This is a genomic window from Bradyrhizobium macuxiense (assembly GCF_001542415.1).
Lineage (GTDB): Bacteria > Pseudomonadota > Alphaproteobacteria > Rhizobiales > Xanthobacteraceae > Bradyrhizobium > Bradyrhizobium macuxiense.
The window spans coordinates 111,300-127,564 of sequence record NZ_LNCU01000106.1 but is presented as its reverse complement, the minus strand read 5'-3'; the positions used below and the strand labels follow the sequence as shown (position 1 = coordinate 127,564).

At 63.4% G+C, this 16,265-nt stretch carries 14 protein-coding genes and 1 pseudogene; 4 read left to right on the top strand and 11 right to left on the bottom strand.

Features of this window, described 5'->3' with window-relative positions:
* Positions 1-20: 20 nt before the first annotated feature.
* The 3 genes from AS156_RS31665 to AS156_RS31655 all read left to right on the top strand — a co-directional run bounded on the left by AS156_RS31665 (position 21) and on the right by AS156_RS31655 (position 2,489).
* On the top strand, positions 21-782 hold the full coding sequence (locus AS156_RS31665) for an SDR family NAD(P)-dependent oxidoreductase (protein ID WP_066513146.1): 762 nt from the start codon (positions 21-23) through the stop codon (positions 780-782).
* 47 nt (positions 783-829) lie between these two features.
* Positions 830-1,249: an acyl-CoA thioesterase gene (locus AS156_RS31660; protein WP_066513144.1), complete on the top strand. Its 420-nt coding sequence runs from the start codon at positions 830-832 to the stop codon at positions 1,247-1,249.
* An 88-nt stretch (positions 1,250-1,337) separates the two neighbouring features.
* The gene (locus AS156_RS31655) at positions 1,338-2,489 is read left to right on the top strand and encodes an ABC transporter substrate-binding protein (RefSeq protein WP_066513142.1); all 1,152 of its coding nucleotides are present in this window, start codon (positions 1,338-1,340) and stop codon (positions 2,487-2,489) included.
* A 120-nt stretch (positions 2,490-2,609) separates the two neighbouring features.
* On the opposite strand, the gene AS156_RS31650 is transcribed toward AS156_RS31655, so the two are convergent.
* From AS156_RS31650 to AS156_RS31640, 3 genes are read right to left on the bottom strand one after another with little or no spacing between them, the layout of a single operon-like run.
* Positions 2,610-3,341, bottom strand: coding sequence for an ABC transporter ATP-binding protein (locus AS156_RS31650; protein ID WP_066513141.1), 732 nt, complete (start codon positions 3,339-3,341; stop codon positions 2,610-2,612).
* Positions 3,338-5,107, bottom strand: coding sequence for a branched-chain amino acid ABC transporter ATP-binding protein/permease (locus tag AS156_RS31645; RefSeq protein ID WP_066513140.1), 1,770 nt, complete (start codon positions 5,105-5,107; stop codon positions 3,338-3,340). The genes AS156_RS31650 and AS156_RS31645 overlap by 4 nt, the downstream gene beginning before the upstream one ends.
* Before the next feature lie 5 nt (positions 5,108-5,112).
* The gene (locus AS156_RS31640; RefSeq protein ID WP_066513138.1) at positions 5,113-6,153 is read right to left on the bottom strand and encodes a branched-chain amino acid ABC transporter permease; all 1,041 of its coding nucleotides are present in this window, start codon (positions 6,151-6,153) and stop codon (positions 5,113-5,115) included.
* 178 nt (positions 6,154-6,331) lie between these two features.
* On the opposite strand from AS156_RS31640, the gene AS156_RS31635 reads away from it, so the two are divergent.
* On the top strand, positions 6,332-6,847 hold the full coding sequence (locus AS156_RS31635) for a MarR family winged helix-turn-helix transcriptional regulator (protein ID WP_066513136.1): 516 nt from the start codon (positions 6,332-6,334) through the stop codon (positions 6,845-6,847).
* Positions 6,848-6,911: 64 nt separating this feature from the next.
* Here AS156_RS31635 and AS156_RS31630 read toward each other — a convergent pair.
* The 8 genes and pseudogenes from AS156_RS31630 to AS156_RS31600 form a co-directional block, all read right to left on the bottom strand.
* Positions 6,912-7,975 (bottom strand): annotated as a pseudogene (locus tag AS156_RS31630) (glycerate kinase type-2 family protein); the annotation flags it as partial.
* 1 nt (position 7,976) lies between these two features.
* Positions 7,977-8,200: DUF4147 domain-containing protein (locus AS156_RS45170; RefSeq protein ID WP_245313161.1), on the bottom strand; the 224-nt coding region annotated here is incomplete at its 3' end.
* A 183-nt stretch (positions 8,201-8,383) separates the two neighbouring features.
* Entirely contained in the window at positions 8,384-9,616 is a 1,233-nt protein-coding gene (locus tag AS156_RS31625) for an ABC transporter substrate-binding protein (RefSeq protein ID WP_066513134.1), read from the bottom strand.
* A 210-nt stretch (positions 9,617-9,826) separates the two neighbouring features.
* Positions 9,827-11,053, bottom strand: coding sequence for an ABC transporter substrate-binding protein (locus AS156_RS31620; RefSeq protein ID WP_066513132.1), 1,227 nt, complete (start codon positions 11,051-11,053; stop codon positions 9,827-9,829).
* A 159-nt stretch (positions 11,054-11,212) separates the two neighbouring features.
* Positions 11,213-12,442 (bottom strand): ABC transporter substrate-binding protein, encoded by a 1,230-nt coding sequence (locus AS156_RS31615; protein WP_066513130.1) that lies wholly within the window; start codon positions 12,440-12,442, stop codon positions 11,213-11,215.
* A 180-nt stretch (positions 12,443-12,622) separates the two neighbouring features.
* Positions 12,623-13,849 (bottom strand): ABC transporter substrate-binding protein, encoded by a 1,227-nt coding sequence (locus tag AS156_RS31610; protein WP_066513128.1) that lies wholly within the window; start codon positions 13,847-13,849, stop codon positions 12,623-12,625.
* A gap of 120 nt (positions 13,850-13,969) precedes the next feature.
* On the bottom strand, positions 13,970-15,199 hold the full coding sequence (locus AS156_RS31605) for an ABC transporter substrate-binding protein (RefSeq protein WP_066513127.1): 1,230 nt from the start codon (positions 15,197-15,199) through the stop codon (positions 13,970-13,972).
* 49 nt (positions 15,200-15,248) lie between these two features.
* Entirely contained in the window at positions 15,249-16,265 is a 1,017-nt protein-coding gene (locus AS156_RS31600; protein ID WP_066513126.1) for a branched-chain amino acid ABC transporter permease, read from the bottom strand.

Below are 16,265 nucleotides of genomic sequence, written 5' to 3'. Positions count from 1 at the left end.
TTTCAAAGAGGAGAACCGCCATGCAGTTGAAGGACCAGGCCGCCATCGTCACCGGAGGCGCATCGGGATTGGGTGCAGCGACCGCGCGTCGGCTGGCTGCGCAGGGCGCCAAGGTCGCGGTCTGCGACCTCAACGCCAAGTTCGCCGAGAGCGTGGCGGCCGAGATCGGCGGCATTCCGCTGGTCTGCGACGTGGCCGATGCAGCCGCCGCCGAGGCCGCGGTCACGCAAGCTGCCAAGGCGCACGGCCCGGCGCGCGTGCTGGTGAACTGCGCCGGCATCGGGGTTGCAAAGCGCGTGATCGGCCGCGAGGGGCCGATGGCGCTTGCCGACTTCGACAAGGTGATCAAGGTCAACTTGATCGGCTCCTTCAACATGCTGCGGCTTGCGACCGCTGACATGACCAAGCTTGAACCGCTTGCAACGGGCGAGCGCGGCGTCGTGATCAGCACCGCCTCTGTTGCCGCCTATGACGGTCAGATCGGGCAGGCGGCGTATTCGGCCTCGAAGGGCGGCATCGTCGCGATGACGCTGCCGATCGCGCGCGAGCTTGCCCAGTTCGGCATCCGCGTGCTGACCATCGCGCCCGGCCTGTTCATGACGCCGCTGCTCGCCGGCCTGCCGCAGGAGGCGCAGGATTCGCTTGCCGCCGCGATCCCGTTCCCGCGCCGGCTCGGCCAGGTCGACGAGTTCGCTTCGCTGGCGCTGCACATGATCGACAATCCCTATCTGAACGGCGAAGTGGTGCGGCTCGATGCCGCGCTTCGGATGGCGCCGCGCTAAAGCATGATCGGGATCGACAGGATCGTGGTGTGATCGAGGATAGAACCATGTTCGTCAACCGGCGCAGCGTGCAGATCCAGTGGGGCGATTGCGACCCCGCCAACATCGTCTACTACCCACGCTACTTCGCGATGTTCGACGACTCGACCTCGATCATGTTCGAAGCAGCCGGTTGTTCGAAGCAGGACCTCGTCCACAAATACGGCCTGGTCGGCATTCCCATGGTCGACACGCGGGCGAAATTCCACATCCCGTCGACCCACGGTGACTGGATTACCATCGAGAGCCGGATCGAGAGCATCAAGCGCTCGAGCTTCGAGGTGGTGCACCGCGTGTTCAAGGGCGAGGCGCTGGCGATCGAGGCGTTCGAGACCCGGGTGCTGGTCGGCCGGCACCCGGATGATCCGAACAGACTGAAATCGGCGCCGTTCCCGCAGGAGATTATTGACCGCTTCATGAAGGGCTGACTCGCAGGCCCTCCATGACCTAAAGAAGGGGCTGAATTTGCCCGCAAAATCGGTTTAAACCCAAAAAACTATCCGCAGGGAGGAATAGATGAGGAAGGCCACTTTCGCCGCCGCGGCGCTCGCGGCGGCCATTGCTCTGCCGGGTTCGCCGGCACTGGCGCAGACCAATGAAATCACCATCGGTATCTCGATCTCGACCACGGGACCTGCCGCGGCGCTCGGCATTCCCGAGCGCAACGCGCTAGATTTCGTGCCGAAAGAGATCGGCGGCGTGCCGCTGAAGCTGATCGTGCTCGATGACGGCGGCGACCCGACCGCGGCGACAACCAATGCGCGGCGCTTCGTCACCGAGTCCAAGGCCGACATCATCATGGGCTCCTGCACCACGCCGCCCTCGATCGCGGTGTCGACGGTCGCCAACGAGGCCGGCATTCCGCATCTCGGCCTCGCGCCATTCCCGATCAATGAGGCGCGCGCCAAGTGGTCCGTCGACCTGCCGCAGTCGATCCCGATCATGGGCAAGGTGCTGTATGAGCATATGAAGGCGCACAACATCAAGACCGTCGGCTATATCGGCTACTCCGATTCCTATGGCGATCTCTGGGTCAACGATTTCAAAAAGCAGGCGGTGCCGATGGGCCTGATCATGACCGACGAGGAGCGCTTCGCGCGTCCCGACACCTCGGTCGCAGGCCAGGTGCTGAAGCTCGTCGCCGCTAATCCCGACGCCATCCTGATCGGCGCCTCCGGCACTGCCGCGGCATTGCCGCAGACGGCATTGCGCGAGCGCGGCTACAAGGGCCTGATCTACCAGACCCATGGTGCCGCCAGCATGGACTTCATCCGCATCGCGGGTGCGGCCGCCGAAGGTGTGATCATGTCGGCCGGTCCGGTGATGTCGCCGGAAACGCAGCCGGACAGCGCGCTGACCAAGAAGCCGGGCCTCGCGCTCAACACCGCCTATGAGGCCAAATATGGTCCCAACAGCCGCAGCCAGTTTGCCGGTCACTCCTACGACGCCTTCGAGGTGCTGAAGCGCGTGATCCCGGTGGCGCTGAAGACGGCGAAGCCCGGCACGCCGGAATTCCGCGAGGCGATCCGCCAGGCGTTCATCTCGGAAAAGGAAATCGTCGCCACGCAGGGCGTCTACAACTGGACCGAAAAGGACCGCTACGGCCTCGACGACCGCTCGCGCATCCTGCTGACCGTGAAGGACGGGAAGTACGTTCCGGCGATGTAGGCGATCGTTGTTTGCAACATAGAGAAGCCGGCCTTCGAGGAGGCCGGCTTTTTGCTGGACTACGCAGGGTGGGGCCGGCGCAAGCGTGCCTTTGCTCACACTACGTCGCGAGAGCGACGCCTAGATCGCGCTCTCGCCTTCGTGCTGGAAGCCGAGATAGCTCGCCGCGACGCGCTTGTTGGACGCGATTTCCTTCGCCGTGCCGCTCAGCACGAATTCGCCGAGCTCCATCACATAGGCGCGGTCGGCGATCTGCAGCGCGGCTTGCGCGTTCTGCTCGACCAGCAGCACCGAGACGCCGGCGGTGCGGAGTTCGGTGACGATGCGGAAGATATCGGCGACGATGATCGGGGCGAGCCCGAGGCTCGGCTCGTCCAGCATCAGGAGCTTCGGCGCGCCCATCAGCGCGCGGCCCATCGCGAGCATCTGCTGCTCGCCGCCGGACAGCGTGCCGGCGAGCTGCTTGCGCCGCTCCTTCAGGCGCGGAAACAACGCATAGACCCGCTCCAGCGAGGTGGCCGCGGTCGCTCTTGCGATGCGGAAGGCGCCGAGCTCGAGATTGTCCTCGACATTCATGGTGCCGAACAATTCGCGATGCTCGGGCACCAGGCTCAAGCCGGTGGCGACGCGGTCCTCGATATCGAGCGGCGCGAGATCGATGCCGGCGAAGGTCGTGCGGCCCTTCAGCGGCAGGATGCCCATCACTGCGTTGAGCAGCGTGGTCTTGCCGGCGCCGTTGGCACCGATGATGGTGACGATCTCGTTCGAGGCGACGTCGAGCGAAACGCCGCGCACGGCCTCGACCTTGCCGTAGGCGATATGGACGTCGGAAACGGTCAGCAGCGCGCTCATGCGGCGGCTCCGAGATAGGCCTTGATCACCTCGGGATTGGTCTTGATCGCGGCCGGCGTGCCTTCCGCGATCTTGGTGCCGAAATCGAGGACCACGATGCGGTCGGCGAGGTCCATGACAAACCCCATGTCGTGCTCGACCAGCAGCACCGACATGCCGCCGTCGCGCAATTGCCGCAGCAGCGCGGCGAGCCGCTGTTTCTCCATGTGACGCAGACCGGCGGCCGGCTCGTCGAGCAGCAGCAGCATCGGATCGACACACAGCGCGCGGGCGATCTCGACGATGCGCTGTTGTCCGAGCGACAACGATCCCGCGAGCTGATCTATCTGGTCGGAAAGGCCCACGCGCTCGATCTGCCGCGCGGCCTCCGCCAGCAGCTTCGCTTCGTCGGCGCGATCGAGCCGCAGCATGCTGGAGATCGCGCCCGAATTCCCACGCAGATGCGCGCCGATCGCGACGTTTTCGAGCACGGTCATGTCGGGCACGAGCTTGACGTGCTGGAAGGTTCTGCTGACGCCGAGCTTGACCACCTCCTGCGGCGGCGCATTCTCGACCTCCTTACCGAGCACCGAGATCTTGCCGCTGGTTGCGGTCAGGACGCCAGTGATCAGGTTGAAGGTCGTGCTCTTGCCGGCACCGTTCGGACCGATCAGCGCGACGATCTCGCGAGCGTTGACGTCGAAGGAGACGTCGTTGACGGCGATCACGCCGCCGAACTGCTTGCGTGCCTTCTCGATATGCAGCAGCACCGACGATGATCCGGGCGCCCGTTCGCGATGTTCGAGCTTCAGCGACGTATCGGGTGTCTTGCGCGCCGGCTTGAACGGCAGCCATGACATGAGCCACGGCCAGACGCCCGACGGGGCGAGCTGCAGCAGCAGCACCAGCATGATGCCGAATACGATGGTCTCGAGCTGGCTCTGGCCGCCGAAGATGTAGGGCAGATAGCTCTGCAGCACTTCCTTCAGCACCACGACGATGCCGGCGCCGAGCACGGCGCCCCAGACGTAGCCGGCACCGCCGACCACGGCGATGAACAGATATTCGATGCCGGCCTGCGCGCCGAATGGCGTCGGGTTGGCGGCGCGCTGGAAATGCGCATAGAGCCAGCCCGACAGGCCGGCCAGCACCGCGGCATAGATGAACACCAGAAGCTTGGCGCGCGGCGTCTGCACGCCGAAGGCTTCGGCTGCGACGTGTCCGCGCCGCAGCGCGCGGATCGCGCGTCCGGTGCGAGAATCCAGCAGGTTCATCGTCAGCAGCGCGGAAAGCAGCACCGCGACCCAGATCGCGTAATAGATCGCATCCGGGCTCAGCATCTTGAACGAGCCGATCGAGAGCGGCGGAATGCCGGAGATGCCGTCATTGCGGCCGAGGAATTCGAGCTTGCTGAACAGATAGAACAGGCCGATGCCCCAGGCGATCGTGCCGAGCGGCAGATAATGGCCTGACAGCCGGACCGTGACGATGCCGAGCACCACCGCTGCAATACCGCTGACCAGCAGCGAGGCCGGCAATGTGAGCCACGGCGATAGGCCGTAGGCGGTGGTGAGAACGGCCGTCGTATAGGCGCCGAAGCCGCAGAACGCGGCCTGTCCGAACGAGGTGAGGCCGCCGACGCCGGTGAGCAGCACCAGTCCCATCGCGACCAGCGCAGCGAGGCCGATATTGTCGAGCAGCACGATCCAGAACGGAGGGATGTCAGGCACGAGCGGGATCACCGCCATGACGAGCGCGAAGATGATGAGGGGAAGCCGCTGCGTCATCGCGCTCAATCCTTCTCTTCCTCGACCTGGGGTGCGGCGAGCGAGCGCAGCACGAGCACCGGGAGGATCAAAAAGAACACGATGACTTCCTTGAAATTGCTGGCGTAGAACGAGGAGAAGGCCTCGACGATGCCGACCAGGATCGCGGCAACAGCGGTCAGGGGATAGCTGACGAGGCCGCCGATGATGGCCGCGATGAAGCCCTTCAGGCCGATCAGGAAGCCGGTGTCGTAATAGAGCGTGGTGATCGGCACGATCAGGATGCCCGAGAGCGCACCGATCACGGACGCCAGCAGGAATGCGATCTGGCCCGACAGCGTGGTGCGGATACCGACGAGGCGGGCGCCGAGGCGGTTGACGGCCGTGGCGCGCAGCGCCTTGCCGGTCTTGGTGTAGCCGAAGAACAGCCACAGCGCGACGATGAAGGCGACGGTCAGGCCGTACACCGCAAGGCTCTGGCCGGTGAAGCGCAGCGGGCCCGCGGTCACCGCGGCATTCGACAAGGCCGGGCCGCGCAAGCCTTCGGCGCCGAAGAACACGAGCCCAAGCCCCTGCAGCGCGAGATGGCAACCGACCGAGGCGATCAGCAGCACGAGCACCGAAGTGTGGGCGATCGGCTGGAACGCGATGCGATAGAGGAACAGGCCGATCGCCGCCACGATCAGCAGCGCCAGCGCGATGTTGACCGCGATCGGCGTGTTGGGGCCGACCAGCGCATAGGTGAGGCCAAGCAGCGCGACGGGGAAGACGATGTTGAGCGCGGCCGAGCGCATCACGAGCCTGGCGTGCAGCGCCTTGCGCGCGAAGAACAGGTCGAGGGCAAACGCGACGAGGCCCATCGCGACGGCGAGTTGCGCGGTGCCGGGCACCTGTCCGGTCGCCAGCATGGCGTAGCTCAGCGCGCCATAGGTGACGAATTCGCCCTGTGGGATCAGGATCACGCGCGTGACCGCAAACACCAGCACCAGGGCCAGCCCGAGCAGCGCGTAGATTGCGCCATTGGTGATGCCGTCCTGCAGCAGGAACAGCATGATCGTCGTGTTCAAGACCGAGCGCTCCCCCTTAAGCGTCGGGCCGCCGCGACCAGTCGTGATGGCCGGGTCGACCGATATCGGCTGTTGATAGCGGCCGATGTTTGATATAGTTGATAACAATTATCGAATATAATCTCAAGGTCCCCGAGCGTTGTCGGGATCCTTGTACCGGGATAGCGAGCCTGGAGCGATGACTGTTTCCAAGAGCGCCTCCGAAGCCGTCAGACCGCGCCCCCTGCGCAGGGAACCGGTCGATCCTGCCGGGGACGACAGCATGCTGCAACTGGGCGAACTGTCCGGATTGCTCGGCTATTCGTTGAAGCGCGCGCAGCTCAGGGTGTTCGAGGACTTCCTGCGCTGCGTCGCGCCGCTGCAGCTGACGCCGGCACAGTTCTCGGTGCTGCTCCTGCTCGACAAGAATCCCGGCCGCAACCAGACCGAGATCGCCAACACGCTCGGCATCCTGCGGCCGAACTTCGTCGCCATGCTCGATGCGCTCGAGAGCCGCGACCTTTGCGCGCGGATGCGCTCGACCAACGACCGCCGCTCCCACATCCTGGTTCTGACCGACAAGGGCCGCGCGGTGCTGGCGCGCGCCAAGAAGCTGGTCGCCAACAAGCACGAGGCGCGGCTGATCGAGGTGCTCGGCCCTGCCAACCACGCCGCGCTGCTGGAGATGCTGGCGAAGCTGGCGCAGGAGTTTTGAGGGAGCGCGCACCGGCCTCGCCACGTCATTGCGACCCGTTGGCTCGCGGTGAGAGAGCGGTGGATCAATCGACCAAAATCACCCTGACATCGTTGACGTTGGTCAGCGTCGGCCCGGTCAGCAGCAAATCTCCTGTCTGCGCGAAGAACCCGGTGGCGTCGTTGTTATCGAGATGGGCCCTGGGATCGAGGCCCATCGATTTCATCTTCGCGAATGTCGTCTCGTCGATGATGGCGCCCGCCGGATCGGTCGCGCTGCCGGCGCCGCCGTCGGCACCATCAGTGTCGGCGGCAAGCGCCGAGACGTTGGGCGTGTCCTTGAGCAGATCGGCAAGCGCCAGCGCGTATTCCTGGTTCGGGCCGCCGCGGCCGTTGCCGCGCACCGTCACCGTCAGCTCACCGCCGGAAAGAATGGCGACGCGCTTGCCTTCACTGCGGGCCTTGAACGCGAGACGCGCATGTTCGGCGGCAACCTCGCGGGCTTCGCCTTCGAGATCGGCGCCGAGCGCGATCGTCTCGTAGCCGGCGTCCTGCGCGACCCTGACCGCGGCATCGATCGAGGCCTTCGGCTTGGCCAGCAGTTCGAAGGTCGCGTGGGCGAAGGCGGGATCGCCGGGCTTGCAGCTTTCGTTCCTGGGATCGTCGAGCGCGCGGCGGACGGCATCGTCGATCGCGAGATTGTATTTGGCGACCAGGGCGCGGGCATCGGCCAGCGTGGTCGGATCGGGAACCGTCGGCCCCGATGCGATCGCGGAGGGATCGTCATGCGGGACGTCGGAGATCGCCAGCGTGACGATCTCGGCGGCGTGCTGGCCGGCGCGCGCCAGCCGCCCGCCCTTGATGCGCGACAGGTGCTTGCGGACGGTGTTCATCTCGCCGATCGGCGCGCCCGAGCGCAACAGCGCGCGGTTGACCTGCTGCTTCTGTGCAAAGCTGACGCCGTGGACCGGTGCGATCCAGTTCGCCGAACCGCCGCCGGTCAGCAGCACCAGCAGCAGGTCGTCCAGCGTCGCTTCCGCGGCCAGCCGCAACGTATCGTCCGCGGCCTTCAGGCCGGCTTCATCGGGCACCGGGTGGCCGGCCTCGACCACCTTGATGCGCCGGGTCGGCACGCCGTGGCTATGGCGGGNCGGGTGGTCGCGATGCCGACCAGCCGCGCCGGATCGAGGCCGAGCGTGTCGAGATAGTGCCGCTCGGCCGCCGCCGCCATCGCGCCGGCGCCCTTGCCGGCGGCGAGGACGATCACTCGTCCGTTCGGCACCGGCCGCAGCCGCGACGCCAACACGACGTCGGGGTGCGCAGCGGCCACCGCCGCATCGAAGATCGAACGCAGGAAGGGACGTCGGTCGGTCATGGTTGTGCTTTCGCGAGGGCCAGGGTGGGATGAGATCGCGCCGGATTACACACTTCGTTCCCTCACCCGCTTGCGGCGAGGGTTCGGGTGTTGCCACGAGTCACTTTATGCGATCCGACCTCCCCCGCAAGCGGGGGAGGTCGGAGAGATTGCGGCGCTTGGACCGAAATGATCCATCCAGTCTTAGTTGCCGGCGATCTCGCCGCTGATGACGTCGCCGAACAGCTGCCAGCGCTCACCCTTGAACTGCATCAGTTGCAGTTGCTCGATCGGCTGGAAGTCGGCAGGTCCCGTGGTCAGCGTCACACCCGGCAGCAGGCCGCCTTGCGCAAATTGCTGCAGGCTCGCCGCCTGCTTCATCACGTTGGCGCGGGTGAGGTCGTCGCCACAGCGGCGCAGCACCTCGACCATGGTGGTCGCCATGTTGTAGCCGGTCATCGCCGAAGCGTCGGCGCGGTTGGTGTCGGGCATGTACTTGGCGAGCAGTTCGTCGAACGCCTTCATGCCGGCGTCATCCTTCCACTGCGGATCGCTGGCGTCCTTGGCGTAGGCCGCCGAGATCACGCCCTGCGCATTCTCCAGCCCTGCGGGCCGCATCACGGTCGCAGTCGAGGCCGAGACGTTGGAGACGATGGTGACCGGCTTCCAGTTCATCTCACCGAGCTTCTTGATCGCCTGCGCACCGAATTTCGGCGTGGTGAAGAGGACGACGACGTCCGGATTGTACGATTTCAGCCGCACCACGTGGGAGTCGATGGTGGGTTCTGCGACCTCGTAGCTCTCCTCGGCGACGATGCGCGAGGAATCGCTGGCGAAGCCGTCCTTCAAGCCTTTCAGATAGTCCTTGCCCATGTCGTCGTTCTGGTAGAGCACGGCGACCTTGGCCCCCGGCTTCTCCTTGAGCAGGTACTTCGCGTAGATCAGCGCCTCGCTCTGGTAGCTGGGCAGCCAGCCCATGGTCCAGGGGAACGTCTTCGGCGCGTTCCACTTGGTCGCACCGGTGGCGACGAACAACTGCGGCACCTTCTTGGCGTTGAGGTATTTCTGGATCGCGGTGTTGGAGGCGGTGCCGAGCGTGCCGAACAGGAACAGCACCTCGTCGCTCTCGACCAGCTTGCGTGCCTGCTCGACGGCCTTCGGCGGGGAATAAGCGTCGTCATAGGAGATGAAATCGATCTTGCGCCCGTTGATGCCGCCGTCGTCATTCACCTTCTTGAACACGGCGCCCATCGCCTTGCCGACCACGCCATAGGCCGAGGCCGGGCCGCTATAGGGCACGATATTGCCGATCTTGATCTCGGTGTCGTTCGCACCCGTGTCGTACTTCTTCTGCGCCAGCGCGGCGTTGCCGGTCGCTGTTGCGACGGCGAGGCCGAGAAGGGCGGTTGCGACACGGTGTCGGATCGGCATCGACATATCCTGAAAGTTCCTTATTTGTTGCCACCTCGCGGAGGCGTCGGTTTGTTGTTGGTTAGCCGCGGGCCTATCTAGCGTATTGCCAGGCAAAGCGTAAGCGGGCGGCGCCCGTGTTCGGCTTTCAACCCGGACGGTCCGAGCTTATAGCTAATGAAAAGCCCCCTGCGGCGGTACCGCAGGGGGCTACGTCATTCGACTTTTGGCCGCAGATCAGCCGCCGACGTCGGCGCTGATCACATCGCCGAACAGTTCCCATTTCTCGCCTTTGAATTTCATCAGCTGAAGCTGGCTGATCGGGGCGAAATCGTTCGGGCCTGTGTTGATCTTGATGCCGGGCAGCAGCACCTCGGTGCGGAAATCCTTGAGGCTCGCGGCCTGCTTCATGACGTTCTCGCGGGTGAGGTTGTCGCCGCACTGCTTGAGCACCTGCACCAGCGTCTGCGCCACGCCGTAGCCGACCACGGTGCCGCCGTCGAGCTTGTCGCCTTCGGGGAAGTCCTTGGCCATGAAGGCGTAGAACTCCTTCATGCCGGGATCGTTGTCCCACTGCTTGTCGGAGGCGTCCTTCAAATAGGCCGCCGAAATGATGTCCTGCGCGTTCTCGTAGCCGGCGGGCTTGATCACGCTGCCGACGGAGGCCGACACGTTGTTGAGGAAGTGGGTCGGCTTCCAGCCGACCTCGGCCACCTTCTTGATCGCCTGCGCCGCGAATTTCGGCGTCGCGATGTCGACGAAGACGTCGGCGCCGCTTGCCTTCAGCTTGACGATGTGGCCGTCGATGCTCGGTTCGGAGGTCTCGAAGCTTTCCTCTGCGACGATCATGCTCGCCGCTTTCTGGCCGAGTCCGTCCTTCAGGCCTTTCAGATAGTCCTTGCCGTAATCGTCGTTCTGGAACAGCACCGCGATCTTGGCGTTCGGCATGTTCTTCAGGATGTACTTGGCATAGATCTGGGTCTCGCTCTGGTAGTTGGGCTGCCAGCCCATGGTCCAGGGAAAATCCTTCGGATCGTTCCACTTGGTGGCGCCGGTGGCGACGAACAGTTGCGGCACCTTCTTGGAGTTCATGTATTTCTGGATTGCCGAGTTCGACGGCGTGCCCAGCGAATTGAAGATCAGCAGCACTTCGTCGCTCTCGACCAGCTTGCGGGCCTGCTCCACGGCCTTCGGTGGCGAGTAGGCGTCGTCATAGGAGATGAAGTTGATCTTGCGGCCGTTGATGCCGCCGGCGTCGTTGATCTTCTTGAAGTAGGCGGCCTCGGTTCGGCCGATGATGCCGTAGGCGGATGCGGGGCCGCTATAGGGCATGATGTTGCCGATCTTGATTTCGGTGTCGCTGGCGCCGGTGTCGTATTTCTTTTGGGCAAGCGCCGCACCACCTGAAGTGGCGACGAGCGCAAACGCGGCCGCAAGGACCGCCAAACGTCGAGTAGCGGACATTAACGTCTCTCTCCCTGTTGTCAGACTGATGTGTCGCGGCCTCCTGTTTCGAAGGCTCTGTTGTTGTTCGTCGTGATTATCATTTTACCCCAGTCGCCTCAACGAAAAGCCCCTGCGACATTGCCGCAGGGGCTGCGTCTTTAGTCGATCGCGACGAGCCTAGCCGCCGACGTCGCTGCTCAGAATGTCACCAAAGCGCTCCCAGGTCTGGCCCTTGAAACGGACCAGTTGGAGTTGGGAGAGCGGTGCGAAGTCGGTCGGCGACGTGTTGACCTTGATGCCCGGCAGCAGTCCTCCGAGCGTGAGGTCGTGAATGCTCGCTGCCTGCTTCATGACGTTGGCGCGAGTCAGATCGTCGCCGCAGGCCTTCAGCACGTGCACCAATCCCTGGGCCACCGTGTAGGCATACATGACGGAGGCGTCGGCGCGGTCGGCGTCCGGGTAGTATTTATCCAGAAACTGGTTCAAGGCGACCATGCCGGGATCGTTCTTCCATTGCGGATCGGTCGGGTCCTTCAGATATTGCGATGAGATGATGCCTTGGGCGTTCTCGAAGCCCGCCGGCTTCATGACGCTGCCGATCGAGGCCGAGACGTTGTTGAGGAAGTGCAGCGGCTTCCAGCCGAGCTCTGCGTTCTTCTTGATCGCCTGCGCGGCGAACTTCGGCGTGGTGATGTTCACGAAGACGTCGGCACCCGAGGCCTTGAGCCTGACGATGTGGGAGTCGATGGTCGGTTCTGTCACCTCGTAGGCATCCTCGGCGACGATCATCGACGCGGCTTGCTTGCCGAGCCCGTCCTTCAGGCCCTTCAAGTAGTCCTTGCCGTAATCGTCGTTCTGATACAGCACGGCGATCTTGGCATTCGGCAGGTTCTTCAGGATGTACTTGGCATAGATCTGCGTCTCGCTCTGGTAGTTGGGTTGCCAGCCCATGGTCCAGGGAAAATCTTTCGGGTCGTTCCACTTGGTGGCGCCGGTGGCGACGAACAGCTGCGGCACCTTTTTCTGGTTCATGTATTTCTGGATCGCCGAGTTCGGCGGCGTGCCGAGCGAGTTGAAGATCAACAGCACTTCGTCGCTCTCGACGAGCTTGCGAGCCTGCTCCACCGTCTTGGGTGGCGTATAGGCGTCGTCGTAGCTGATGAAGTTGATCTTGCGGCCGTTGATGCCACCTTCGGCATTGATCATGCGGAAGAAGGCATCCTCGGTCTTGCCGATCACGCCGTACGCGGAAGCAGGTCCACTGTAGGGCATGATATTGCCGATCTTGATCTCGGTGTCGGAGGCGCCGGTGTCGTATTTCTTCTGCGCGGCGGAGGGGCTCGCCGTCAGCGCGAGCAGCGCGAGGGCAGCCGAAAAGGCCCCCAATCGCAGATGGATAGCAGGCATTTTGATCTCCCTTGGATCACGGTGAATGTGTCACGATTTTTGGATTGGGAGCACTTCGCGGCTCCTAGCGGCATTGAATACCTTTCGCCTGACGCCAGCAACAAAAAGCCCCCCGCGACCGGGTCGCGGGGGGTGTTATTTAGTCGAAGGCGCCGATGGCGCAGCGCAGCGCGTGAAAGGTCAGTTGCTCAGGTCGCCGGACATGATGTCGCCAAACAGTTCCCACTTCTCGCCCTTGAAGCGCATCAGTTGGAGCTGCTTGATCGGTGCAAAATCAGTCGGCGACGTGTTGATCGTGATGCCCGGCAGCAGTGTGTCGGGAGTAAAGCCCCTGAGACTCGCCGCCTGCTTCATGACATTGGCGCGCGTGAGGTCGTCGCCGCACATCTCCAGCACCTTCACCAAGGTCTGCGCTGCGGCGTAACCGTAGGCGGTGGCGCCATCGAGCCTGTTGCCGTCGGGATAGTCCTTCTTGAGGAAGGCGAGGAACTTCATCATTTCGGGATCGTTGTTCCATTGCGGATCGGCGCCGTCCTTGAGATAGGCGGCCGACAGGATGTCTTGCGTGTTTTCGAATCCCGACGGCTGCATCACGCCTCCGACGGAGGCCGAGACGTTGGAGACGAACTGCAGCGGCTTCCATGCAATCTCGGCGGCTTTCTTGATCGCCTGCGCGGCGAATTTCGGCGTCGCGATGCTGATGAATGTATCCGCTCCCGTCGCCTTCAGCTTGACGATGTGACTGTCGATCGTGGGCTCCGAGGTCTCGTAGCTTTCCTCGGCGACGATCATCGAGGCCTTGTCTCCGAAGCCGTCCTTCAGGCCCTTGAGATAGTCCTTGCCGAAGTCGTCGTTCTGGTAGAGCACGGCGACCTTGGCGTCCGGCCTATGCTTGATGATGTACTTCGCATAAATGTGCGCCTCGTCCTGGTAGCTCGGCTGCCAGCCCATGGTCCACGGAAACTCCTTGGGGTTGTTCCACTTGGAGGCGCCGGAGGCGACGAACAACTGCGGCACTTTCTTCTCGTTCATGTATTTCTGGATCGCCGCGTTGGTCGCGGTGCCGAGCGAGTTGAACACCAGCAACACCCCGTCGCTCTCCACGAGCTTGCGCGCCTGCTCCACCGTCTTCGGCGGCGAGTAGCCGTCGTCGTAGGAGATGAAGGTGATCTTGCGGCCCCTGATGCCGCCGGCAGCGTTGATCATCTTGAAGTAGGCGGCCTCGGTCTTGCCGATTACGCCATAGGCGGAGGCCGGACCGCTGTAGGGCATGATGTTGCCGATCTTGATCTCGGTGTCGCTGGCCCCGATGTCATAGGTCTTCTGGGCCATTGCGACATTGCAGCTCGTGACAATCAGCGCAAACGCCGACGCAAGCGCCGTCAGGGACAGGCGTACTGCTGTCATGGTTTCCCCACCTCGTGTTTTTTTGGTCTGTGCATTCAATACCATCGGCGCGGGGCGTCAACAAAAAGCCCCCGTGACGTTGGTCGCGGAGGCTCGTTGTTTCGTTGCCGCACTGCAGCGCTATTCGGCGGGAACGTCGCCGGAGATGGTCTCGCCGAACAGCTCCCACTTCTGGCCCTTGAAGCGCTGCATCTGCAGCTGCGCGATCGGGGCGAAGTCGGTGGCTGAGGTGTTGATCTTGACGCCCGGCAGCAGCGTGTCGGGCGTGAAGTCCTTCAGGCTCGCCGCCTGCTTCATGACGTTGGCGCGGGTGAGGTCATCGCCGCACATCTCCAGCACCTTGGCCAGCGTCTGCGCCGCGCCATAGCCGTAGACGACACCATTGTCGGTCTTGTCGACACCCGGCATGTATTTGTCGAGGAACGCGTTCCACTTCTTCATCCCGGGATCGTTGGCCCATTGCGGGTCGGAGCCGTCCTTGGCATAGGCTGCGGACAGCACGCCTTGGGCGTTCTCGAAGCCTGCCGGCTGCATGACGCTGCCGACCGAGATCGAGACGTTGGTGATGATCTGCAGCGGCTTCCAGCCGAGCTCGGCGGTCTTCTTGATGGTCTGGGCGCCGAACTTCGGCGTGGTGTAGATCAGCAGCACGTCCGGATTGGCGGCCTTGATCTTGACGATGTGGCCGTCGATCGAGGGCTCGGACACCTCATAGCTCTCCTCCATGATGATGCTGGAGGCCGCCTTGGCGCCGAAGCCGTCCTTGGTGCCCTTGAGATAGTCTTTGCCGAAATCGTCGTTCTGATAGAGGATCGCGACCTTGGCGTCGGGCTTCTCCTTCGTCAGCCATTTGGCGTAGATCTGCGCCTCGCTCTGGTAGCTCGGCTGCCAGCCGATGGTCCACGGGAAGTTCTTCGGATCGTTCCACTTGGTGGCGCCGGTGGCGACGAACAGCTGCGGGATCTTCTTGGAGTTGAGATACTTCTGGATCGCGGTGTTCGACGGCGTGCCGAGCGGATTGAACACGACGAGCACCTCGTCGCTCTCGACCAGTTTGCGCACCTGCTCGACCGCCTTCGGCGGCGAGTAGGCGTCGTCATAGCTGATGTACTTGACCTTGCGGCCGTTGATGCCGCCCTGGTCGTTGATCATCTTGAAATAGGCTTCTTCGGTCTTGCCGATCACGCCATAGGCGGATGCGGGTCCCGAATAGGGCATGATGTTGCCGATCTTGATCTCGGTATCACTGGCCCCGGTGTCGTATTTCTTCTGGGCGAACGCGGCAGTGGACGACGCAGCAAAAGCGGCGACCGCCGCGGAAACCGCGGCGATCCGAAGTACGGACAGCATAATATCTCCTGGTTGAACGCTTCTTAGATCTTTTGGTTATTTGGGTTTCTTAGTTCTTCTTGAATTTCGCCATCGTTTGCTGGGCAATGATCGCGATTTGCCTGGCGCCATGCGGCACGAGGAAGATGACGAGGAACAGCAGCACGCCGAACACAGCGCCCGAAAGGCCCTTGGAGAAACTCTCCGCGATGTTCGGCACGAAGATGATGAAGGCCGAACCCACGATCGAGCCGGGCAGCCAGCCGACGCCGCCGACCACCATGCCGAGGAACAGCGAGATCGCGAGCTGGATGGTGTAGCCGTCGGGTGCGACGAACTGCACGGCGATGGCGCCGAGCCCTCCGGCAACGCCGGTGATGCCGGCCGAGACGCCGAACGCCAGGGTCTTGTACAGCGCCACGTCGACGCCCATCGCCGAGGCCGCGATCTCGTTGTCGCGGATTGCCATGAAGGCGCGGCCCGAACGCGACCGCAGCAGGTTCACCGAGGCGACGTAGATTGCGATCGAGATCACCAGCGTGAAGTAGTAGAGCCACATGTCCTGCGATAGCGGCAGGCCGAACGGCGCATCTGGCTTGGTGACTACAAGGCCCTGCACGCCGCCGGTCCATTCCTCGAAATAGCCGAGCTTCAGTAGCTGCGGCATCGCGGTTGCGAGCGCAAAGGTCGCGAGCGCGAGATAGACGCCGCTCAGCCGCAGCGCCGGCTGGCCGAACAGGAAGCCGAAGGCAAAGCAGACGATGCCGGCGATCGGCAGCGTCAGGGCATAGTTCATGCCCGCATGCTCCATCAGGATCGCCGAGGTGTAGGCACCGACGGCATAGAACGCGCTCTGGCCGAGCGAGAACTGTCCTGAGCCACCCGTCAGGATGTTCAGCGCCATCACCGCAAGCGCGTAGATCAGAAGCATCGTCATCTGGAAGATGATGAAGTTCTTCACGAACAGCGGGATGACGATGAGGGCTGCAAGCACGATAAGCGAGGTGCCATAGCCGAGCGTCATGGCGCGCTTGGGAACAGCTTCGACGGCCGGGGCTTCTGTGACGATTTCTTCAGCGGCGCTCAT